Genomic DNA, 23,661 nt, shown 5'->3' with positions numbered 1-23,661 from the left:
CTTGGGACTACAATCATAGAGTGGAGGCTGTAAATTGGCTTTATTATCGATGATTATCCGCAAGATGACTCAGAATAAGTGGCTGGAGCTCAGTCTTCTAATGGGTCTGATTATAACAGTAGGCTTAGTCTCGAGCATTCCGATGTATACGGATGCCACCTTATCCAGAATGTTGGTCAAGGAGCTGGAAGCGTCTGATGTGCCCAATTACCCTGGAACCATACTCGCCAGATTTGCTTATACAGGGAAAAATAATGCCGAGGAAAGGCTGCAATGGCAGAAGCAGAATGACAGCTATATTAAGCAAAAGGCGATTCCATCTTTGCCGATTGATCTCCTTGCTGTAAGGAATGAAATAAGCTCTACCTTGTTTGCTGTTGTTCATAATGGAGAGAAACAGGACTCGAATTTAATTGGTATTGCTAATATCGAAGAGGATATTCGGCTTATAGATGGACGGATGCCAGCCAAAGAGCCTGTTGATGGCATCTATGAGGTATTGCTGACGCAGAAAGCGCTTAGTTATTTTGGTGCAGTGCTGAACACTGTGTTTACGATTGAAGATAAGAAGACGGATAAGGCTGTATTGCAAGTGAGGCCAGTAGGTATTTTCACTAAAAAAACGGATGACAGTCTATTCTTCCAATTCAACGATATGAATGTATATGCCAAGAGCATCATTATGGACCACGACTTGATGCAACGGGATATGCTTGATAGCAGGAAGCTGCTGCTTTCTAGTCATTATTGGACTATTGTCCCTGATTATTCGCAGTTAACTGTTAATAACGTTGATACTTATTTGGCGACGGTAGCTGAGCTGAGTGAGTGGTCGAAAAGCAATAATACGAACACGATATATGCAAGACATGTGCCTGTGATCAACAAATATATGGATCGGTCCTTCGATCTGCGTGTGTTGACGTTATCCTTGAACGTTCCTGTACTCGTCATGCTGGCGATGTATGTGTTCATGGTCTCTAACTTGATCACCAATCGTCAGAAGACTGAGATCGCAGTATTGCGAAGCAGAGGGGCTTCCCGCTGGCAGATCATACTGTCGTATATTGTAGAGTACGTCTTCCTGGGAGCCATAGCGATTGCTGTAGGCCCACCGCTCGGTAAATTGTTGACAGTCATGCTGGGTTCCTCGAATGGCTTTATGTCATTCATTCAGCGATCAGGCTTGCGAGTTGACTTGACCAGCAATGTGTATTTATATGCGGTAATTGCTGCTGTAGCAGCCTTCGTTATTATGCTGGTTCCAGTTATTCTGGCTACGAGAGTGACCATTGTCAATCATAAGCAGCAGATGGCACGAATGGGAAAAACACCTTTCTTCCATAAGCTGTATCTGGACGTTATCGCCCTTGGTATTTCTTTGTACGGTTTGAAGATGTTCTATGATCGTTTGAAAACCTTGGATACCTTGAGCCTGGAAGGGGCGCAACTGCAGATTGATCCACTGCAATTCATCGTTCCTGCATTATTTATTCTGGGCGGCGGCATGCTGCTGCTTCGTCTTTATCCGTATGTTATTAAGTTTGTATATTGGCTAGGCAGGAGATGGTGGTCACCTTCTCTCTATGCCACGTTGATTCAAGTAGGTCGATCAAGTTCCAGCTATCAATTTCTGATGATTTTCCTGATGATGACAATTGCTACTGGCATGTTCAGTGCGAGTGCGGCAAGGACGATTAATCAGAATGGAGAGGATCGAATTCGTTATGCGAATGGGGCAGACGTTGTGCTCGCGCCTAGATGGCAGGACGATAAGAAGCCTGAAGATATTTTTGCCCGAAAATCAAAAGAACAGATAGCGTTGGAGAAGCGGACTAAAATTAACTATGCGGAACCGCCATTCAAGCAGTTTGAGAATCTGGCTGGTGTTGATCAGATTGCCAAAGTATATTTGAGGGAATCCGCGATGTTCAGCAATTTCTCCGGCTTTGGTGCTGGAGAGGTTAGTATGATGGGGATAGATACTGATGAATTTGGCCGAGCAGCTTGGTTCCGAGATGATCTGCTGCCCTATCATTTCTATGAGTATTTGAACATTCTAGCAACAGAGCCAACGTCTGTGCTAATCACGCGAACGATGGCCGATCAATTCAACATCAAGGAAGGCGGCAAAATCGAGCTGGGCTGGGAGGCTGTCAGCAAACAGCCATTCACTGTGGTTGGCATTATTGATTATTTCCCTTCTTTTAATACCAAAGATAAGAATATAGATGGCACACCGAAGATGCTCGTTATTGGACATCGCCAACAGTTCCAGAAGGTCTTTTATAAAGAGCCTTATAAGCTGTGGCTGAAGATGAAAGAGGGAGCCTCCATTGATGATCTCTACCGCGACATCGAGAAGAGAAATCTGCAAATAGACAGCATTACGAATACAGCGGGGGATATTAGCAAAGGAAAGTCAGAGCCGTATTTACTGGCTGTCAATGGCGTGCTGACACTTGGATTCCTAATCTCCTTATTGATCAGCTTCGTAGGGTTCTTGCTCTATTGGACATTGGTCATGCGCGGCAGAATGCTTCAAAACGGCATCATGCGTGCTATGGGACTATCGCTTCGGCAGTTGCTTGGCATGTTGGCCGTTGAACAGCTGCTCACTTCTGGAGCATCTATCCTCATTGGCATGATTACAGGAATAACGGCTAGCTATGTATTCGTTCCGATCTTCCAGAATGCCTTCAGCGTGAAAGCATTGGTGCCGCCATTCATGGTCATGATTGACGCTGTTGATTCCATGCGCATTTATTTGTTCGTGGGCACGATGATTCTAATCGGGTTATGTATTCTCGGCTATCTGTTGACGCGTCTGAAGATCCATCAAGCAGTCAAGCTAGGGGAGGATTAACCGATGATTCACTGCGAGGGATTAGTTAAGATATATAAAGCTGCCGATCTTGAGGTATTCGCTCTTCAAGGGCTTGAGCTTCATGTAGAGCCGGGCGAGATGATGGCTATCATCGGCAACAGCGGCAGCGGCAAGTCCACCTTGCTTAATATGTTGGGTGGATTAGACCGGCCCTCTGCCGGAGGCCTGATTATTGATGGCAAAGATCTCATGAAATTTACAGAGAAAGAATTCGTTCGTTATAAAAGGGAAACGGTGGGCTTCGTGTGGCAGAACAATGCGCGGAATCTCATTCCCTATTTGACGGCGCAGCAGAACGTCGAGCTGCCGATTCTGCTCAATGGCCGCCGCAAGCGAGAACGGGCGAAGGAGCTGCTAGAATCAGTAGGCCTAAGTCATCGTGCACATAATAAGCTGCAGCAGCTATCAGGCGGCGAGCAGCAGCGGGTCGCTATTGCCATTGCACTCGCGAATCAGCCGAAGATTCTGCTTGCTGATGAGCCGACTGGATCGGTCGACAGCCGAATGGCTGCGCAAATATTGGATTTGTTCAGGGAACTGAACAAGACCCTGGGGCTTACCGTTATTATTGTTACCCATGATCCTGAGGTGGCGCGTAATGTAGATCGTGTTGTTGCTATACGCGATGGGAAGATTTCCTCAGAGATGCTCCGCACCAAGTCTTATCTGGAGGAGCTGGAGGAGATAGCAGCAGGCAGGGCGACGGAAGTTCAAGCCCATACGGAATATGCAGTATTAGACAAAGCCGGCCGTCTTCAAGTGCCTGCTGCTTATCTGGATACAGAAGGGTTCAAGGATAAACGACGGGTTCGGGTAGAGATGGAGGATGGCAAGATCATCCTGTCTCCACCCGAATGAGTATTCAGGAGGGCTTTCTTAATGGGAGGCGAAGCTCCACACGTGTGCCATGGCCCAGCTTGCTGTGGAACTGTATGCTCCCCCGATGATTCTCGATTATTTGTTGGCTAATCATAAGGCCGAGGCCATTGCCCTCGGCTTTTGTCGTGAAGAAAGGCTCCCCAAGGCGGGTCAGATCCTCCTCTTTAATCCCCATTCCATGATCAGTGACTTGGATAAGAATGCCGTCTTCACCTGACCAAGCTAAAGATACGATCAGGTCGCCCCCTTCTGGCATAGCTTCCATTCCGTTTTTGATAATATTGACAAAGACCTGCTTCAACTGGTTTTCTTCGCATTCCACCAGCGGGATATTCGGTTGAAATGACGTACGGATTCGAACGTTTTGATAGTTGGCCTCGGAATCTAGCAGCATCAAGATGTCACTTATGGTAACTGTTAGATTAGCTAGCTGATAGTGATCGGCCTGCGGCTTGGCGAATACAAGGAACTCACTAACGATAAGATTGATACGGTCCATCTCCGAGAGCATAACATTAATAAATTGAGGGGATAAAGTGCCATTCTTCTGCAGCAGCTGAACGAATCCCCTAAGCGTTGTAAGCGGATTGCGCACCTCATGAGCAACACCAGCCGCAAGCTGACCGACAACCGACAGCTTCTCTGATCGGCGCAATATTTCCTCGGTCTGTTTTCTGGCTGTAATATTCCGAGAGATCGTGGCAATGGCAATGATCTCCCCGATCTCATCACGAATAGATGAGATCGTAATGCTCACATCAATTAGCCTGCCCTCTTTGTCATACCGCACCGTTTCACAATCGGTGACAGACCCTCCTTGCAGCACCTTATTCCAGTTTGTCTTGTGCTCCGACAAGTAATTATCGGGGATAATAGGCAGTGCTTGTCCTAATGTCTCCTCCTCATTCCAGCCATACATCGCTTCGAACGCATTATTGACCTGTATGACAAGACCGTTCAGATCGGAGACATGAATGGCATCCGTTGTGTGATTGACGAATGATTCCAAGTATTGCTTCGTATGCCGCAGCTCTTCTGCGGCTTCGGTTAGCCGTGACATATAGGTATGGAGATTATGGCTCATAATGTTGACTCTAGTCGCCAATAGGCCAAGCTCATCATTGCTGGTAATAGATACTTTAGCACCGAAATTGCCACGTGCGATTTCATTAACCTTTTTCAGGATGGAATGCAGGGACCGCACTACGAACCCTGATATAAAGGAGCTCACGGCAAAGGTAATTGCAATCAGGCATAGAGAAATACTTCCTTGCACGAGCAGCTGCTGGAGCAGCGCTTGCTGGATGGAAGAGAGATCGAAGCTGACACTGATGACGAGCGGCTTATTCGACCTAATGGGAAAGAAGGTTTTCATTACGGATTTGCCTTTGACTGTAACTTTAGTTGTAACGACCTGATTGGTTGTGGCAGCTTGATGGATATTGGCTGCATCGGTTTCGGTGTGAACATAGTTATAGGAGCCAAAAAAAATACTCCGCACATCTAAATTGTAAATGGGAACGCCCTGTTTAATTTTGATAATCGGTTGTTTGCCAAAAAAGGCAGGGTCGAATCCGCTCACCTCGAGAATAGATTTATTATCCTTCAATACTTGTGCGGTAATCGCCTCGCTTCCGCTAACACGCTCGAAGTCGAGAAATTCCTTGGCATGGACGAAAGGATTGATAATATAGTTCGTGGTGCCATCATGATAATAGCCCCACTTGTTTGTTTGTGCAGGGTCTGAAGTTGAGAAGTTGATTGGGCCGGACCAGAAGTGATTAAGCGTTTGTCCTTGAGGGATGGATACTTGGTAGTTATCGAGCAGTTGGTTAAACGCGGTAAACCAATAATCAAATGTTTTTGAGCCTAAGCCAATTTCTTTGGGATCAGAGGATTTCACAGCGACAATATCGTCACCGTCTCTAGCCCATAAAGTGATGTGATCGACTGCATATTCCTTGCTAAGTGCCGCCAGTTCTTCATTATTTACATTAGACCAATCAGGGTCCAGCTCATGCTGTGCACTAATTGCGGCTAGACGCAGCTGCTTGCCGATCATTTCTTCCATAACAGCTTTGGATTTCTGTGAGGTTTCCAATGTTTCTCCGATTTGCCTGGCTATGACGATCATCTGCTGTTCGGCATTATCCTGAAGCTCTACTTTGGTTGTGAAATAATAAATGGTTATATTCAACAAGAGAATGATCGTGACAAGTAAAGATATAAACCACGAAAGCTTTGTTTTGATTAACAATGGATTTCCTCCCGATACTATCTGGGTTACTTAACTAACCATTTTGACATAGCTTATATGAATTCCTTGTTTTGGCTTATTGAAACTTTGACCAATAACAAAAAAGCTACCCCAGTCCATGAAAATGGCTGTAGATAGCTGATGTTCATTACTATGTAATTAATGCTCTTTGCGGCGCATAACTAGAGCGAGCGCTCCTGCGATGATCAATAGCGCGGCAAGAATCGGGCGCAGAACCGTCATCTGATTGAAGAAGGTACCGATAGAGAAGACGGCGAAGAATAGCAGGCTGAGAATGGTCAAAATATTAATAGGAATAAGCAGCCACTTGTTGCGACCGCTGAACCAGTAAAACTCGAAGAGGCCGACAGCTACAGCTAGTATAAATCCGGGCCACATATAGCTCCAAGTATTGAAGAGCATCGCGATTTGGCATACGATACCGGCTACGAAGAGAATGCCGCCGGGAATGAGCAGCCCGACTCCCTTGCGTCCCGTCATTGAGAAGTACATCCAGTGAAAAAATATACCGAGCGGAATAACGAAGAGACTTGGCCAGAAATAGGCGAATATGGATCCCGGTCCGAAGCTTTCTCCTTGATTCAAAAACAAATATACGCCAAGCAGAATAAGGAAGGGAGCGGCTATCGTTCTTTTATTCATAATCCTTGCATCTCCTTTAATAATCTAATTAATTCCAGCATAACATGCTGGTCCAGCTCTGTCCTCCTTCTGCAGGTAAGAGATCAAACTAGACTAAGGTCTAGCTTCTCATTGAAGGGCGTTATTCCAATGAATTTGTCATTCAGAACGGAAGTATATGGATGGAGAGAGATTGTATTTGCAACGATGCTTGTCACTGAGTTATGCTCAGTTATATTGTTTTGCATTCTGACATTGAAGTAAAGAAGGAGATCCATATGATTACGATTAAAACAGAATCAGAAATTAACCGCATGCATGAAGCGGGCAAAATATTGGCGGAATGCCATAGACAAATTGCCAAGATCATTCAGCCGGGCATTACTTCGCATGAGATCGACCAGCTTGTCGAGCGATTGCTGAAGCAGCACGGGGCGACACCGGAGCAGAAGGGCTACAAGGGCTATCCGTATGCGACCTGTGCTTCTGTGAATGATGTAATCTGTCACGGGTTCCCTAAAAAAGAAAAGCTGAATGATGGAGACATCGTTACGATTGATATGGTTGTTAATTTAAATGGCTGGCTCGCGGATTCTGCTTGGTCTTATACGGTTGGCACGGTATCCGAGGAGGCAGAACGCTTGCTGCGTGTAACGAAGGAGTCGCTCTATAAAGGGATTGAGCAAGCGGTAGCGGGCAACAGGATTGGAGATATCTCTAACGTTATTCAGACTTATGCGGAAGCTGAGGGCTTCTCTGTAGTCCGCGAATTTATCGGTCATGGCATTGGCAAGGATATGCATGAGGACCCGCAGGTTCCTCATTATGGGCCTCCTAACAAAGGACCGCGTATCAAGGAAGGCATGGTATTTACGATAGAGCCGATGCTCAACGTGGGCACTCATCTATCAAAGATTGATTCGGATGGCTGGACCGCTCGCACGAGAGATGGCAAGCTGTCTGCGCAATATGAGCATACGATTGCGATTACCGCTAATGGGCCGCTTATTCTCACGGAACAATAGAACATTGCTCGATAAAAAGAAGGGGCTGTCTAAAAAGTCATGAGAATGATTTTTTGGACAGCTCCTTTCCTTTATAGCTATTTTTAAAAGTACAAGGGCCTAAACCTCCAAAACCTCCAGAAGCCCTATCTCTTACGCTACAGATGGTGCATATGAGGAGCTTACCCTATTTTATGAAGCATTTTTCGTAATAATAGGCATAATCTTGGGGCATATCGGAGATAAGGTCAGCTCTATTCAGTAGTCGGAAATCGACCTTCTCCACTAAGGAACATAGCTTCACTGTTGCTCCTTTTTAGCTGTATAAGCCTAAGAAATAGAGCAAATGTATTCATTAAATTGTACATGACATTCCTTCTCTAGCTGGGGCTCCTGCCTTTTGGGCCAGTCCTTTCTTTTTTCAGGGCGGCGATTGGAACAGCTACAGGAACCAGACGCCACCTTTCATGAATAAGGATTGAACCGAAGTGTGTGATCGGACTTATCAAGAACAACCGGGGATTCCGGGGTTTCTGCTTCGAGGATTGCCGAAAGTGAGCCTTGAGGTCGGGTGGCTTTCGCTCACTTACAATTTGCACAAGAAGACCGCAATAGACCAAGCAGTAGAAATGGCGGTGCACCAGGGATAACCTCCCTATCATCGCCGTTCACCAAATTTTTATTAATCGGACTGTCTCTTGAAGTGAGCAGAGCTCCTTTTGGGACAGCCCCTTCTTGTTGAATCTTTTTTGTAACTTGGAGAGGAGAGAGAGCACTTAGTTAAATGTATGGTTAAGCTGCTGTATCAGGCAATATAAAGCAGCGATAATAGGGATAGCAACAGCGATGTGATGGTCATGGCTATAAGCGGACGCAGAGCCTTCGTACGCAGTGCCTTCAGATTGACATTCAATCCAAGGCCAACCATAGCCATTGCAAGCAGGAACGAGGTTCCGCCCGAGATAACATCCATGGCATTCGCCGGAATCTCGAACGAGGTTCCCGCGCTAATACTACCGAAGCCGCTGAGAGCGAGAAAGCCTAATAGGAACCAAGGGAACGAGATTTTTGTCCCAGGCGTTAAAGTTCCTTTGCGTTTCATGACCAGCATTAGAATCAGGCTCAAAGGAATAAGCATGAATACCCTTGCCAGCTTGGCTAATAAGGCGATAGCGATGGCATCTTGCCCTGCGGGATCGGCTGCCAAGGCGACATGGGCAATTTCATGCAGCGTAAGACCCGACCAAATACCATATTGTTCCGCACTAAGGGGGATAAAGGGCTGTAGAATGGTATAGCCTACTGCGAATATCGTACCGATTAGGGCAATCAATCCAGCGCCGATCGCGGTATCGTCATCCTTTGCTTTCAAGATGGGCTGGACAGCAGCAATTGCCGCTGCACCGCATACGCCGGTGCCAATGCCCAGCAGCAGCGACAAGGAAAATTCAGCCTTGAGCTTTTTGGCAAGCCACAGGGTTAGTCCGATGGAGAAGACTACGGTTATCGCGGCCTGCAGCAGCAAGCCCCAGCCCTGCTGCAAGACCAGACCTATGTTCAGCTTTAATCCGAAGAGGATGATCGCCAGCCTTAGCAAATATCTGGATACGAATTGTATGCCGGAACTAAACTGCTGGGGATATCCAAGAAATTGACGGTAGAGGACAGCTCCAATTAGAGCGATAGCCATTTGCCCGGCACGGTCAAAGCCCGGAAGCTTCGCAAGGCCGTACCCGATTAATGCAAAGGTTAGAGTGAAGAGTACGCCGCCTATCCAAGCAGCCATGCGTTTGCCTTGGTGTTTAGTAGGTTCAGCTGTCATTGTTTTGTGTAGAACTGCTCCCATAAACCCACCTCATATCTGTTAGTTAGTTTGTATACTTAGCATATACCTCTTGATATAATAAGAAAAATAAATCGTTTTAATAATATGTATAAGTATTTACTTATTATTAATGAAGGAGGATGGATAAGCTGGATCAATCGCTGTTAGTCTTTATGGCAGTTGTCGAAAAACAAAATTTCACGCGGGCAGCAGAGGCTCTTCATATGACTCAGCCCGCGGTTAGCCAGCATATTCAGGCACTGGAATCGTTGATTGGAGCGAAGCTGCTGGATCGCAGCAATAAATATGTCCGATTAAATAAGGCTGGAGAGATCGTCTATCGACATGCCCAAGAAGTAGAGCGTATCTACACACGCATGCAGAGAATGGTCGATGATTTGATGCATACAGCAAGTGGAACGCTTGCGATAGGAGCAAGTTATACGTTCGGTGAATATGTGCTTCCACATATCATTGCTTACTTTAAAGCGCAGTATCCGCAGATTCGTCCTGCCATTACAATCAGCAATACGAAGGAGATCGCTGCCCTAGTGGCAGGGAGGCAGTTGGATATTGGAATCATTGAGGGAGAGCTGGAGAATCAAAGGCTGCATATAGAGGCTTTTGCCAAGGACAAACTGTATGTGATTACCTCATCGGGCCATGCTTTCGGAGCGAAGCAGGATGTTGAGACACAGCAGCTAGCGAATGAGACGTGGATTGTCAGGGAGGAAGGGTCCGGCACACGCGAGGCAACGGATCGGATGTTCGTTGAGAAGAGTCTAGACCCGGCTAACCGGATGGAGTTCGGCAGTACCCAGATTATAAAAGAATCAGTGGAAGCGGGTCTGGGCATCTCTTTATTGTCCCATTGGGCAGTAAGAAAGGAATTATTGCTGGGAACGTTGAATAGACTGACCCTGGACGGCCAGCCTGTTGAACGTGACTTTTCTTATTTAACCCAAGAGGATCAGCAGCATACAAAGGCAGTGGAGCTGTTCATAGCAGTTCTCAAAGCTCATCAAGGCTTGCCTCATAATTTACAAGCTTATTAATAGCTTAAGCTAAGGCAGGCGATATTCAGCGAAGGGCTCTCCGTGCTTGAATGATCGGCTGAGTGCATCAAGCTTATCCAAACAGCTTGTATCCATGGAGAGAGAAAGGCTATCGAGATTATGCTTCAACTGGTCTGGGCTTGTTGCGCCTACGATAACAGTTGCTACTGCTGGCTGCTGCATGAGCCAAGCAAGTGATAGGACGCTGGGAGAGCAGTTTAATTCGTCAGCGAAGCTGCTTACTGAGCTGCTTAATGCGAAGCTGCGTTCATTGAAGAAACGACTGAACTTTGGATCTTTGTCAGCTCGCGAGCCTGCCGGAACAGCAGCGCCGTGGCTATATTTGCCTGTGAGAATGCCGCCTGCCAGCGGAAAGTAGGGAATGATCCCGATTCCTTGATCTAGGCATAGAGGGACAAGCTCACGTTCAGGGGTACGGTCAGCTAGCGAATAGCTGGTCTGAACAGAGACATAGCGATTTAAGCCAAGCTGAGTGCTTATCCCCAGTGCTTTCATCAGCTCCCATGCTGCATAATTCGAAGCACCTATGTAGCGTACTTTACCCGACCTAACCATATCCTCAAGTGCTCGGAGAGTCTCTTCCAGAGGCGTCTCAGGATCGAAGGTATGAATTTGGTACAGATCCACATAATCGGTCTTCAGACGCCGAAGGCTTCCTTCAAGCTCCATCTGAAGATGATAACGCGAAGAGCCCCTTGCATTAGGCCCTTCTCCTCGTACGAGCCCTGCTTTGGTTGCTAGAACAACTTCATGGCGCCTTCCTTCGAGGGAACGGCCAATGATGCTCTCCGATTCTGTGCCCGAATAAATGTTAGCGGTATCAATAAAGTTGATTCCATTGTCTATAGCATGGTGCACAATTTTTGCTGAGGCAGTCTCGTCTGCTCGTGATCCGAAGGAGTTGGTTCCAAGCCCCAGAGCAGATACTTTTAGGCCGCTGTGACCCAAGCGATTGTAGCGCATTGTGATTTCCTCCTAGTTACCCGAATGTTATATTCACAAATTTTGTAATTATAACCAACGTTTTTTATGAATATTGCAAATAGACATTTGTTGTTGGTTATGGGATAGTCTTCTTAAGAAATAACTAAGCTTGTTTTAAGATTAAAGCATTATACTGAAGTCTAAGCAAGCGCTTCTGAATCGACGAACATTCGGGAGGGATATTCATGCGCGAACCTGTAGCTTATTCCATTATTATACCGGTCTATAATGATGAGAAAGCGCTTTACGACACGTATAAGAGGTTGAAATATATTATCGCGCCTGCAAGCGACAACTATGAATTAATCTTTGTTGATGATAACAGCTCAGACCGTTCTCCTGATCTCCTTCGTGTATTCTGTGCCGCGGATATTAGAATAAGAGCTATCTATTTGTCCGATTGCTTCGGCTACACGGCGGCAGTGGAAGCCGGAATAGACCATGCCTCTGCGGGGGCAGCGATTATGGTCATGGATGTGAAGGCTGCTTCTCGTGATCAAGCCTCCACAGGGCCGACGTCCTATGCGATTCGGGCGAAGGAGGGCTTCACCCATTCCCCTCTATGGGATTATGAGCCAGAATCTTCTGTATCTTAAGCGGGGAGCTATAACGTTAGAGTGATACGAGCTGATCGTAATCATCCTAACGTTTTTTCTTTGCGAAATTCCCCAGGATTGAGTCCTTCCAGCTTTTTGAACACCTTACTGAAGTACTTCTCATCATGATAGCCGACCATCTCTGCTACCTGTGCAATGCGCAAATGTGAGTTATGCAGAAGCAGCTTGGCTTTCTCGATACGTATTCGGCTCAAATAATCCAGCAGAGTGACTCCGTATTCTTGCTTGAATTTACGCGAGATGTATTCCCGGCTCAGGAAGAAACGCGAAGCCATATCTTGCAGCGAAATATCCTCTTGATAATGCCGATCAATATAATTCGCAATATCATGAATGAATAAGTTATCCTTCGTATGCAGCTTGGTCAGCAGCTTAGATGCTGCTTCGAAGCGCTCCTCCATCTGCGCATAGATAAGCTCCCAAGAGAGCAATCCTTCCTCATTGATCGGAAGTGCAAGGGTAGAGGCTGCTGCGGTTTCTTGCGTTTCCTTTGAAGGGTTTTCCTTTGTCTTGCCCTCGACCCATCGCAATTGCATCCAATCCCATTCCTTATTCCATTGAATAAGCTGTTCTGGTGTTACTCTGTCCTGTTGTTTGACCTCCTCCAGCCACTCTGTCAAGACGATCTTCATCTGTTCGCGGCTATTGCTCAAAGCAGCTAGCTTAAGCTCTTCTTCTTTGACAGCTAAGCGCAGTGGACGGGCAGATGGACTGTCTTCCGCAACGAAAGGATGTATCTTGGCAGGGTCAAGCAGATTACGTCTCCATAACGCACTGGAGGCTTCCAGATAAGCGCGCGGTGTCTCATCAGGGAAGGAACGCTGTGCGCTTATCCCATAGTGAATGCGACGCTGAAGGGTCTGGTAGATCCCCTCGTTAATGTTCTTCAACATCGTTTCGAACGGCAATCGCTTGCCCCAGTAGAGAACAATAATTTCCCCGGAGCTATCCAATTTGCGGAAAGCAACGCCCTCCTGCTTGAGCAGCTCATTGCTAATATTGATTAAGGTGAAGAAAAGCAACGGCAATTGATTCTTGAACCGGTCTTGCAGCCTTTTGTCAATCTGGGTAACCGAGAGCACAGCTACAGAACAAGCAGCAATCGGTGCTGCCAGCTTGAATTTCTGTTGAAACAGTTGGCGTACACGCTCTTTGCTGCAATGGCCTGTGACCAAGTCTGACAATAGCTGGTCTACAAAATGTGGCTGCATCTCATTGACTTCAATGCTTTTTTGAGTGAGGCTCTGCCGTCCCTTTTCCTCTTTGCGCCAGCAGTCGATCGCTTTGCCTATGGCTTCGTTAAGGGCGTCAGGCTGGACCGGCTTTAATATATAGTCAATTCCGCCATTACGAATGGCATGGCGCATGAGATCGAAATCATCATAGCCGCTAATGACAATCGCCTTGATCGCTGGAGCATGCTCGTACATCCAGGTTAATAAGGCGGCGCCGTCTTTCCGGGGCATCCGCATATCTGTCAGCACGATCTGGGGGGAATTCGCCAGAATAATCGCTTCAGCGGCTTCTCCATCAGAAGCCTGGAGTACCTCTGTAACGCCATGCTGCTTCCAATTGGCGAGCAGATTAATAGCCTCTCTTACATGTTTTTCATCGTCCACGATTAATACCTTCATTGGATCTCACTCTCCTGCACGTATTCTAAGGTGATTCTTACACCGTGAGGCTGCTTGTTCTCGATAAAGAGAACGGCCGTGTCATCGGAATAGAGTCGCAGACGCATAAGCACATTGTATAGACCAATGGATTTGCTCTCGTTCCTATTGCTGTCATCGCTATTATCTATCGGATGGAGGAGCTCCTCTTGAAGCTTCTTGAGCTTGTGCTCCGGAATCGAAGCGCCATTATTCTCTATGACAAGAATGAGGCGTTTGTTCTCGATTAATCGACTCTGGACTAATAATTGGCCCGTACCGAGCTGAGGGTCCATGCCATGCTTGAAGTAATTTTCGGCTAGCGGCTGCAGCGTCATTTTGGGAATATGTGCGCTCAGGCTGCCAGGCTCTATATCCATATTAAAATCAAACTGATCATCGAATCGTTCCTTCTGCAGGTCTAAGTAAAGTCTAAGATGATTGACCTCCTCTTGCAAGGTAACCATCCCCTCGTTGCTGCGCATTGTGTAACGCATGAGGCTTGCTAATGATGAGAGCAGAGAGTAAATATGCGGAACGTTGTGCTGAAGTGCGACTGTACCGATTGATTGCAGGGCATTGTATAGAAAATGCGGGTCAATCTGGGCTTGCAGGGCCCGTAATTGATTGGTTTTGTTAGCAAGCTCAAGCTTGTATTTGCGGAGAATCAGATTATTTATAGTATCCATCATTTGCCTGAACCTTCGCGATAGCAATCCGATTTCATCCTTGGTGGATACCTCAATATTAATATCTAGGCGACCGGTCTGTATCTCATTCATATAGCTGGCAAGCTGCTTGATTGGCCTTGTTATCCGGAATGAAATGAATAATGTCCCCAATATAACAGCAAGCAGAGCAAGTGCGGCGATAATCGTATTAATCGTGATAAGCTCTGTTGATTTTTGATACAAGACACTGTGCGGAATTTGCTTGATTAATGTCCACTGGGCAAAAGGGGCGTCAAGCTGCTCATACACATGCATAGCACTCTTCCCGTCAGAATGGCCTGATTTACCAATCATTGATGGCAGATCCATATCCGGATGGTTAAGAGGCTTACCGATTTCTGCAGCAACTCCGCTGTATATGACGATGCCTGCTTCATCGACTAGATAGAATTGCTCTTCCTTCGCGTCATACAATTGTTCGCTGATCGCTGCGATCCCATCGAGCTTGACGTCAATAGCCATGATTGCGAGTTCATCGGTCAGTGGAATACGTGAGATGGAGCGGTAGAAGGTGAATACTGTTTTGTTGGAATTGTCTAAGGGCGAAGCAGGAAAGCCATAAGAATGAACCTTGTGGGGAGGCTCGATACTAGTCTGCTTATTGCTGTAGCCGAGTGTGCCCTTGTAGGGTGATGGTCTGTAATCACGTCTTGGGACACTGCTTGTAATAAGCGTAGATTGATTCGTGAGACGGGAATGCAAATAAACCTGTTGAATATCAGGCAGCGAGCCCTGCAGGTTTTGCAGGGTAGAGTACATTTCGGCTATTGCTTGATAATCATCCGAGCTTTTGGACAGGTTGCTTAAGAAATACGGATCCGAATAGACTACGATCGAGGCTCGATTGATATTATTTAGATAATTATCGAAGTTGGTTTTCCCCTGAAAGATCAGCCGCTGATTCTCGCTGATGGACTGCTCTTTGATGGATTCTCTCGTATGCAGGAGCGTAATGATCAGGGAGAGCAGCAAGGGAATAGTAGTGGCTACGAGCATGAATTGAATCAGTCTAGTTCTAATGCTGTGAGTCTTCAAAAGAGGAACCTCCTCATTGGTGAATATGGCTGATGGTCAATATCGTACACTTTTTGGTGCACGATCGTCCGTTTTTTTTGCTGACCAATAGCCGCATACTAAGTATAAGCAAAATTTGAAACGTGCAAAGGGGGATTAGGATGAATCGCAAAAAAAGCTCGCAGCTAGCTCAACAACTTGTGTTTGTGGGTCCTGCTACTCTATTTTTCATCCTTATAATCGTTATTCCGTTCCTTCTGGGCCTCTACTATTCCTTCACCAACTGGAATGGCGTATCGGGTGCGGTATCCTGGATCGGGCTGGACAATTACAAACAAATTTTCATGAGTGATAGCACTTTCCGAGATTCATTCTGGTTTACTGCTAAATTCACTATTCTCGGCGTCGTATTGACGAATTTATTAGGTTTTCTGCTGGCTTATTTCTTAACGAAAAAGCTGCTGACTCGCAATGTTTTGCGAACCGTATTTTTTATGCCTAATGTCATCGGCGGCTTGCTGCTCGGCTTCATCTGGCAGTTCATCTTCGTGAAGGGCTTCTCAGCAATCGGCAGTGCAACGGGATTATCCTTCTTCAATCTGCCATGGCTGGGAACTGAGAATACTGCCTTCTGGGCAATCGTCATCGTCTTCGTCTGGCAGACAGCAGGATATCTCATGGTTATCTATATTTCTTCGTTGAATAATGTTCCCAAGGATATTCTTGAAGCAGCCGAGATCGATGGTGCAAACAAGCTGCAAGTACTGCGTACGATCATCATTCCGCTTATTATGCCAGCAGCAACTGTGTGCTTGTTTTTAGCGATTTCGTGGTCCTTCAAGATGTTCGACTTGAATTTGTCATTGACCAAGGGCGGACCATTCGGCTCCACGGAGTCGGTGGCCATGAATATTTACAATGAGGCCTTCTCCAAGAACCGTTACGGGCTTGGCACAGCGAAGGCGATTATTTTCTTCATTGTTGTAGCCGTTATTACAACGCTTCAAGTTAAATTCACGAAAAGCAAGGAGGTTGAAGCCTGATGGAGGTTACCAAAAACGGTCGTCTGAGCTTAGCGATCACTGAAATTATTATGATCATCATTGGTCTGCTCTTCCTTGTTCCCTTCTACTTCTTGTTCGTCAATTCCGTGAAGTCGTTCGGCGACTTGCTTACGAATGCAGCCAGCTTGCCGCAGTCCTTTGAATGGAGCAACTATACCAGGGCATTCGAAATTACGAAATTCCCGACAGCTTTCTTGAATTCCATCATTATTACTGTGGTGAGCAACGTCCTGCTAGTGTTTGTCGCTTCGATGGCTGCTTATCGGATGGTAAGGAGCAACACCAAGTTCAATCAGATCCTGTTCGTGCTATTTGTCGCTGCAATGGTTATTCCTTTTCAATCCATCATGATTCCTCTGGTTAAGGTAGCGAGCACAGTCGGCCTTATGAATAGCATTCACGGATTAGTGATCTGTTATTTGGGCTTTGGCATACCAATGTCCGTCTTTCTATTCCATGGCTTCGTGAAGTCGATTCCTATGGAAATAGAGGAGGCAGCCAGAGTGGATGGTTCCAGCTCTTATGGCGTGTTCTTCCGTATCGTATTGCCGCTGATGAAGCCAATGTTGGTTACCGTATTTATTCTCAATACGCTGTGGATCTGGAATGACTATCTTCTTCCATCTCTTATTCTGCAGTCACCAGATCTGCGTACGATTCCAATTGCGACCTTCGCTTTCTTCGGACAGTACACGAAGCAATGGGATTTGGCGCTGCCAGCGCTCGTTATGGGCGTCCTGCCAGTGATCGTCTTCTTCTTGTTCATGCAGAAGTATATTATTGAAGGCATTACACAGGGTGCGGTCAAAGGCTAGAAGGTGGTCACAGACATCCACTTAATTGATCAATATCCTACCTACAATCAGTCAAAGCCATTCTTTATACTGAGAAAGTAAACGATTGCAGGCTTACATGCACAACTAAAAAAGGGGGCTTTACTTTGAAAAACTACACTAAGCTTACACTGGTTATGCTGCTTTCCTTATCCCTTCTATTGACCGCTTGCGGTAATAAGGCTGGCAATGAGACCAATGGCGGAAAAGAAACGGGCTCAGGCGAGACGAAGACTATCAAAATTTTTCAATTCAAAGTTGAAATTGCAGAAGCGTTGAATAAGCTGAAGGGCGAATATGAGAGCACGCATCCGGGCATTAAGCTGGATATCCAGACCGTGGGCGGCGGTGCAGATTATGGCGCAGCATTGAAAGCCAAATTCGCGTCCAACGATGAACCGGATATTTTCAATAATGGTGGATACAGCGATCTTGAGACATGGTTCAGCAAGCTGGAGGATCTATCTGACCAGCCTTGGGCAGCGGATACCGTAGATGTAGCCAAAGAGCCAATGACCAAAGACGGCAAGCTGTATGGCCAGCCTATGAACTTGGAAGGCTACGGCTTCATTTATAACAAAGACTTGTTCGCAAAAGCAGGCATTACAGAGCTTCCAACAACGCTGTCTCAATTGGAAGAGGCGGCTAAGAAGCTGCAAGCGAGCGGCGTTACACCATTCGCCAACGGTTATCAAGAGCTGTGGGTTCTAGGCAATCACAACTTGAATGTCGCATTCGCCCACCAAAAAGATCCAGACGCATTCATTAAAGGATTGAATGAAGGTACTGAGAAAATCGCAGGCAACGCTGTGTTTGGCGAATGGGTGAACCTGCTTGATTTGACGCTGAAATATGGCAACAAAAACCCACTTACGACGGATTACAATACCGAAATGACGCTGTTCGCCAACGGTGAAGCGGCAATGACTCAGCAAGGCAACTGGACGCAAGTTCAAATCGACGGCATTAACCCAGATCTGAACCTTGGCATTCTGCCTATGCCGATCAATGAGAATGGCGAAGCTAACGATAAACTATTAATTGGTGTACCAAACAACTGGGTAGTGAATAAAAACTCAGCGGTAAAAGAAGAAGCAAAAGAATTCTTGAACTGGCTCGTAACTTCCGATATCGGCAAGCAATATATCACAAAAGAGTTCAAGTTCATTCCAGCCTTCAAGAGCATTGAAGCAAGCAGCGAGGACCTCGGAGAGCTTGGCGCTGAAGTTGTGAAATACAGCCAAGCGAACAAAGCGCTTAGCTGGAACTTTAACAAATTCCCTGATGGCGGCATGAATGAATTCGGCAATCAAATACAGGCTTATGTAGCTGGTAAATTAGATAAAAACGGTTTGTTAGAAGCCTTGCAAAAATCATGGGATAGCTTGAAAACCAAGTAAGGCTGACCCGCAACCAAGCATTATTGAAGAGGCGGCCTCCAATCAATAACAGGAGTCGCCTTTTTTTATACAGTTTTAACATCACGGGAGGAATGAACATGGAAGGCAGTGCAGCCATACGTCCAGATAAAGCAGAAGAGAGATATATTCAAATCTTGTGGAAAAGCATAGGATCATTCATTAGCATGGAGCAGGCTGGCGAGGCATACTTATGCCATGGCGAGCAAGGAAGCGTCGCTATCGTATTTCTGACAGACGATCTGTTCCGGATTAAAGTATTTCCAGGCAAGCCTGTGAAAATAGTGGATTTATCCTCGACGCCAGCGGTATTGCCTCAAGGTGAGCCTCTTGGTGTAGTAACTGAGGATACCGAGGACAGCCTTGTATTCAAGACGGCTGCTCTGCGCCTCGTTCTGGATAAGAGTAATTTCAGCTTCTCTATTCAAGATAATGAGGGCAATCAACTGGCTTATCAAAGCCCAGTAAGCTGGAATGCGCGAGGAGAGCTTCGGGCTGTCTACAATAGCCCGCCTGAATCGCATTTCTACGGTCTTGGGGAGAAGACAGGCTTCTTGGATAAAGCAGGCGAGCGTTATACGAATTGGAATACGGATGTGTATGCTCCCCATGTTCCGGAGATTGAAGCTTTGTATGAGTCCATTCCGCTGATGATTCACAAGGTTGAGGGGCTGAGCTATGGCCTGTTTCTTGACAATCCAGGCAGAACCGACTTCGATATGCAATCGAATGAAACCTATACCATCTCTTGTTCCACAGGCGCTTATGATCTTTATTTCATTAATGGTCCTGAATTGAAGGATATCGTCTCCCGTTACACAGCACTTACTGGAAGAATAGAGCTGCCGCCAAAATGGGCGATTGGTTACCATCAATCCCGTTATAGCTATATGAGCCAGCAGGAGGTCATGGACCTAGCACGTTCATTCCGAGAGAAGCAGATTCCTTGCGATGTAATTTATTTGGATATCCATTACATGGACGAATATCGTGTCTTCACCTTTGATCCTGTCCGCTTCCCTGATCCTAAGGCGATGATCAAGGAGCTTCGAGAGATGGGCATTCGAATCATTCCAATTGTCGATCCGGGCGTGAAGAAGGACCCGAAATACAATATTTATCAAGAAGGCATCCGTGAGGATCACTTTGTTCGCAAGCTGGAAGGCGATATTGTCCTCGGGGAAGTATGGCCCGGGGAAAGCGCGTTCCCTGATTTTACGGAGGATCGTACCGGTGAGTGGTGGGCAGAGAAGCACCGATTCTACACGGATATGGGTATCGAGGGCATATGGAATGATATGAACGAGCCTGCGCTATTCAATGAGAGCAAGACGATGGATCTGGATGCCATGCACCGCAATAATGGCAAGCCGCTCACGCATGAAGAGCTGCATAATCTGTACGGCATGCTCATGTCCAAGGCGACGTATGAAGGGCTATGCGGACAATTGGAAGGCAATCGCCCATTCGTTCTCACACGTGCCGGCTATGCCGGTGTACAGCGCTATGCTGCGGTATGGACAGGCGATAATCGCAGCTTCTGGGAGCACATGGCACTCGCTATGCCGATGGTGATGAATATGGGTCTGTCCGGGGTTCCGTTCGCAGGACCGGATATTGGGGGCTTCGCTCATCATGCATCGGGCGAGCTGCTGGCTCGTTGGACGCAGATGGGAGCCTTCTTCCCTTATTGCCGTAATCATTCAGCGATTCTCACGCTCCGTCAGGAGCCGTGGTCCTTTGGTACAAAGACGGAAGCAATTGTTCGAGAATATATCGGATTACGCTACCGCCTGATGCCGCATTTGTACAACTTGTTCCATGAGGCCGCGACAACCGGGCTGCCGATTATGCGACCATTGCTGCTAGAATATCCGAATGATCCGAATGTCAGCAACCTGAGCGATCAGTTTCTGATCGGAGAGCATCTGCTTATCGCACCGATCTATCGTCCGAATACGGATCACCGTGCGGTCTATTTGCCGGAAGGGACTTGGATTGACTACTGGACAGGTGAAGCCTATGAAGGCGGGCGTCATATTCTGGCGCATGCACCCATTGAAATCATGCCGATGTATGTGAAAGCAGGCGCGATTATAGCAGAGGGACCTCTTAAGCAAAATGCAGATCCGCTATCGAATGAATTCGTAAGCTTCCATTTATACGGAGTAGAGGCTGCGGACAGCTATCAGGCCGATTATCGTTTATATGAAGACGATGGCGTTAGCTTTGCTTATCAAGCGGGAGCCCATTCCGAACTGGTTGTACATGCAAGGGGAACCAGTCAAGCGATAGAGCTGCAATGGCAGTATAATAGCGAGGGCTCCTTCAAGCCTAGCCGTTCACAGCTGCGCTTCGTGCTGCATGATCCAGGCTTCACACCAAATGCTGTGTCTGGCTTGAATCCTCTGACAGGGGAAGAGCTCGCAGCAGGAGCAGCAGGATGGCTTATAGACGAGAATGGAGCCATTGTGCTTCAGGCAGCCGATCAGCATGAAGGCGGCAAGCTGGTCATTTCGATGATGACTTAGCTCATCTTTTAACATTAAAGATAGCTTAAGGAATTACATTGGCAGGGGGTTGAGGAAAGTCGTGGAAATTATACGGCTTGCGTCAATCCTCTGTTTTTTTGGCATATTCACAAGGGGGAAGAAGAAGAGAAGGTTAGTTGAAAATAGTTATTGATAATGATTGTCATTATCTATATAATGATAAATATTATCACGTATATGATATCAATTATCATTATCACAGGGGGCAATTATCAAGTGAAAAGTACAGGTTGGAAATTAGGAATCATTACATTATTATTAGCAACTGCGGTTGCATGCAGCAACAATACGAATAACTCAGATCCGAACGCAACTCCAGCAACTACAGAGCAGCCTGCTCCTGTAGAAACCGCGAGTCCTGAAGCTGCGGCTGGTATTGAGATAGATGAGACTAAGGCAGCAGAGGTCATGGCGCAATTCGGTGATAAAACACCAGCTTCTACGGTGACGCTGTCCGTATCGATTACAGAATTAATGAATGAGCTCGGCATTGTCCCTGCAGGTGTTCCTACGACAAAGAGTGAGCTTCCAGAAGCATTCGCTAACGTTCCACGCGTAGGCTCGTCGCATCAGCCTGACCTAGAGCAAATTGCAAATCTGAAGCCTGATGTTATTCTTGGACCAAGCTCAATTAAAGACAGCATTGATAAAATCTTCAAGCCAGCGTCATTGCCGACAGCTTACTTGCCAGCAGATTCATTGGATGAGCTGAAGCTGTCCACAGTTGTATTAGGCAGAGTCTATGATAAAGAAGAGCAAGCAACTAAGGTCCTTCAGCAATTCGCAGAGAAGGAGAATGAGGCAGTTAAGCTTACAGAGGGCAAGGATGCTCCTACGGTTATGATCCTGTTTGGTTCTGCTGAATCGCTCATGTTCATGAACGATGACACCTTTGTTGGCAGCCTTGTTAAGAAGCTCGGCGCTTCGAATGTTGTCTCGGATGTATTGAAGAAGACTGAGACTTACATCCCGCTTGATATGGAGAGCATTGTTGAAGCTAATCCTGATGTGATCCTTCTTGTGGCGCATGGCGATCCGTCTGCTGTGACGAAGAAGCTTGAAGAAGATGTGAAGAAGAATGGCGCTTGGGAGAAACTGAATGCATTCAAGAATGGCAAGCTTACGGCGCTGGATTACAACCTGTTCGGTGTTGCTTCTCTCGTGAAAGCACCAGATGCTTATAAAGAATTGACAAACATTTTATATAACTGATACGGGGGATTCTAGTTGTGACGGAGAATAGAGCATACAAGAAAATCATGCTTATAGGATGGGCGGCAGTACTGCTGACATTGGCGGTATTGATTTCTATCGGATTAGGCAGTGTCAGCATTTCTCCGATCAAGACGTTCCTGACGGTCATTGGGCAGGGGGGCGATCAGTTCAATACGATCCTCTGGGACATTCGGATTCCGCGAGTGTTCCTAGCCTTACTCATCGGTGCTAACTTGGCTGCTTCCGGCGCATTGCTGCAAGCAGTCATGCTCAATCCGCTGGCTGATCCTGGACTTACCGGTGTATCCAGCGGAGCGGCAGTTACGGTATTGTTCATCCTGCTGGTTGTTCCGAATTACTCGGCATTCATTCCTCTTGCAGCCATTGTTGGTGGAACGATCGCAGCAGTGCTAGTCTATGCTTATGCATGGAAGAAGCGGGAGGGCTTCACGCCTGTCCGTATTATTTTATCCGGTGTAGCCGTTAATGCCGTCTTTGGCGGTGTCATCGGCTTACTGTCCATTCTATACAGTGATAAGCTGCCGGCTGCACTTCAGTGGATGAACGGCAGTTTATCAGGTAAAGGGATGGGAGATGTTCTTGTGATTCTCCCATACTCAATCGTAGGGTGGATCGCCGCATTGCTATGTATTCGTCAAGCGAATATTCTGCGACTAGGGGAGCAAGTGGCTCATAATCTTGGGCAGAATCTTAACCATATTCGAATTATGCTGTCTTTTGTGGCTGTATATTTGGCCGCGATCTCTGTATCCACCGTGGGACTTGTCGGTTTCGTGGGACTGATTGTTCCTCATATCGCACGTATTCTGATTGGTTCGGATTACCGCTTTAGCCTTCCGCTGAGTCTTGTTCTAGGCGCGTTGATATTGCTGATTGCGGATACGATAGGTCGTACGGCCTTCGGTTCCGTAGGTATCCCAGCGGGTATTGTGATGGCAATGGCGGGAGGACCTTACTTCCTCTATCTGATGCGTAAAGGAGGAGCTTGAT

At 46.7% G+C, this 23,661-nt stretch carries 17 protein-coding genes and 1 pseudogene; 12 read left to right on the top strand and 6 right to left on the bottom strand.

Going from position 1 to position 23,661, the window contains the following annotated elements:
• Positions 1-34: 34 nt before the first annotated feature.
• Positions 35-2,866, top strand: coding sequence for an ABC transporter permease (locus AC50YO_RS15180; protein WP_494848252.1), 2,832 nt, complete (start codon positions 35-37; stop codon positions 2,864-2,866).
• Between the two features lie 3 nt (positions 2,867-2,869).
• On the top strand, positions 2,870-3,745 hold the full coding sequence (locus AC50YO_RS15175) for an ABC transporter ATP-binding protein (protein ID WP_494848248.1): 876 nt from the start codon (positions 2,870-2,872) through the stop codon (positions 3,743-3,745).
• A gap of 4 nt (positions 3,746-3,749) precedes the next feature.
• Here AC50YO_RS15175 and AC50YO_RS15170 read toward each other — a convergent pair whose 3' ends face one another.
• Together AC50YO_RS15170 and AC50YO_RS15165 are read right to left on the bottom strand one after the other, a co-directional pair.
• Entirely contained in the window at positions 3,750-6,023 is a 2,274-nt protein-coding gene (locus tag AC50YO_RS15170; RefSeq protein WP_494848246.1) for an ATP-binding protein, read from the bottom strand.
• A 159-nt stretch (positions 6,024-6,182) separates the two neighbouring features.
• Positions 6,183-6,686 carry a hypothetical protein gene (locus AC50YO_RS15165; RefSeq protein ID WP_494848244.1) on the bottom strand — a complete coding sequence of 168 codons (504 nt, stop codon included), beginning with the start codon at positions 6,684-6,686 and terminating at the stop codon, positions 6,183-6,185.
• A gap of 257 nt (positions 6,687-6,943) precedes the next feature.
• On the opposite strand from AC50YO_RS15165, the gene map reads away from it, so the two are divergent.
• Positions 6,944-7,690, top strand: a complete 747-nt coding sequence (map, locus tag AC50YO_RS15160; protein ID WP_494848243.1) for a type I methionyl aminopeptidase — start codon at positions 6,944-6,946, stop codon at positions 7,688-7,690.
• A gap of 459 nt (positions 7,691-8,149) precedes the next feature.
• Positions 8,150-8,319 (top strand): annotated as a pseudogene (locus AC50YO_RS15155) (IS1182 family transposase); the annotation flags it as partial.
• Positions 8,320-8,474: 155 nt separating this feature from the next.
• On the opposite strand, the gene AC50YO_RS15150 reads toward AC50YO_RS15155, so the two are convergent.
• Entirely contained in the window at positions 8,475-9,515 is a 1,041-nt protein-coding gene (locus tag AC50YO_RS15150) for a YeiH family protein (protein WP_494848242.1), read from the bottom strand.
• A 128-nt stretch (positions 9,516-9,643) separates the two neighbouring features.
• On the opposite strand from AC50YO_RS15150, the gene AC50YO_RS15145 reads away from it, so the two are divergent.
• Positions 9,644-10,549 (top strand): LysR family transcriptional regulator, encoded by a 906-nt coding sequence (locus tag AC50YO_RS15145; protein WP_494848703.1) that lies wholly within the window; start codon positions 9,644-9,646, stop codon positions 10,547-10,549.
• Positions 10,550-10,558: 9 nt separating this feature from the next.
• On the opposite strand, the gene AC50YO_RS15140 is transcribed toward AC50YO_RS15145, so the two are convergent.
• Positions 10,559-11,533, bottom strand: a complete 975-nt coding sequence (locus AC50YO_RS15140) for an aldo/keto reductase (RefSeq protein ID WP_494848240.1) — start codon at positions 11,531-11,533, stop codon at positions 10,559-10,561.
• 206 nt (positions 11,534-11,739) lie between these two features.
• On the opposite strand from AC50YO_RS15140, the gene AC50YO_RS15135 reads away from it, so the two are divergent.
• Positions 11,740-12,150 carry a glycosyltransferase gene (locus AC50YO_RS15135; RefSeq protein WP_494848238.1) on the top strand — a complete coding sequence of 137 codons (411 nt, stop codon included), beginning with the start codon at positions 11,740-11,742 and terminating at the stop codon, positions 12,148-12,150.
• Between the two features lie 41 nt (positions 12,151-12,191).
• Here AC50YO_RS15135 and AC50YO_RS15130 read toward each other — a convergent pair whose 3' ends face one another.
• Positions 12,192-13,805, bottom strand: coding sequence for a response regulator transcription factor (locus tag AC50YO_RS15130; RefSeq protein ID WP_494848236.1), 1,614 nt, complete (start codon positions 13,803-13,805; stop codon positions 12,192-12,194).
• Positions 13,802-15,589, bottom strand: coding sequence for a cache domain-containing sensor histidine kinase (locus AC50YO_RS15125; RefSeq protein ID WP_494848234.1), 1,788 nt, complete (start codon positions 15,587-15,589; stop codon positions 13,802-13,804). Before AC50YO_RS15125 ends, AC50YO_RS15130 begins: the two co-directional genes overlap by 4 nt.
• Positions 15,590-15,729: 140 nt before the next feature.
• On the opposite strand from AC50YO_RS15125, the gene AC50YO_RS15120 reads away from it, so the two are divergent.
• The 6 genes from AC50YO_RS15120 (at position 15,730) to AC50YO_RS15095 (ending at position 23,660) form a co-directional block, all read left to right on the top strand.
• A complete protein-coding gene (locus AC50YO_RS15120; RefSeq protein ID WP_494848233.1) occupies positions 15,730-16,611 on the top strand; it encodes a carbohydrate ABC transporter permease in 882 nt (293 codons plus the stop codon).
• Positions 16,611-17,447: a carbohydrate ABC transporter permease gene (locus AC50YO_RS15115; protein WP_494848231.1), complete on the top strand. Its 837-nt coding sequence runs from the start codon at positions 16,611-16,613 to the stop codon at positions 17,445-17,447. The genes AC50YO_RS15120 and AC50YO_RS15115 overlap by 1 nt, the downstream gene beginning before the upstream one ends.
• Before the next feature lie 125 nt (positions 17,448-17,572).
• Complete coding sequence (locus AC50YO_RS15110) at positions 17,573-18,865, top strand: ABC transporter substrate-binding protein (RefSeq protein WP_494848229.1); 1,293 nt, start codon at positions 17,573-17,575, stop codon at positions 18,863-18,865.
• 98 nt (positions 18,866-18,963) lie between these two features.
• Positions 18,964-21,414 carry a glycoside hydrolase family 31 protein gene (locus tag AC50YO_RS15105; RefSeq protein ID WP_494848228.1) on the top strand — a complete coding sequence of 817 codons (2,451 nt, stop codon included), beginning with the start codon at positions 18,964-18,966 and terminating at the stop codon, positions 21,412-21,414.
• 237 nt (positions 21,415-21,651) lie between these two features.
• Positions 21,652-22,647, top strand: a complete 996-nt coding sequence (locus AC50YO_RS15100) for a helical backbone metal receptor (RefSeq protein WP_494848226.1) — start codon at positions 21,652-21,654, stop codon at positions 22,645-22,647.
• Between the two features lie 47 nt (positions 22,648-22,694).
• Complete coding sequence (locus AC50YO_RS15095; protein WP_494848701.1) at positions 22,695-23,660, top strand: FecCD family ABC transporter permease; 966 nt, start codon at positions 22,695-22,697, stop codon at positions 23,658-23,660.
• Position 23,661: the final 1 nt, after the last annotated feature.

The organism is Paenibacillus sp. J22P59, assembly GCF_059383895.1.
The sequence above is the reverse complement of the archived record's forward strand: the minus strand, read 5'-3'. Positions and strand labels throughout refer to the sequence as shown.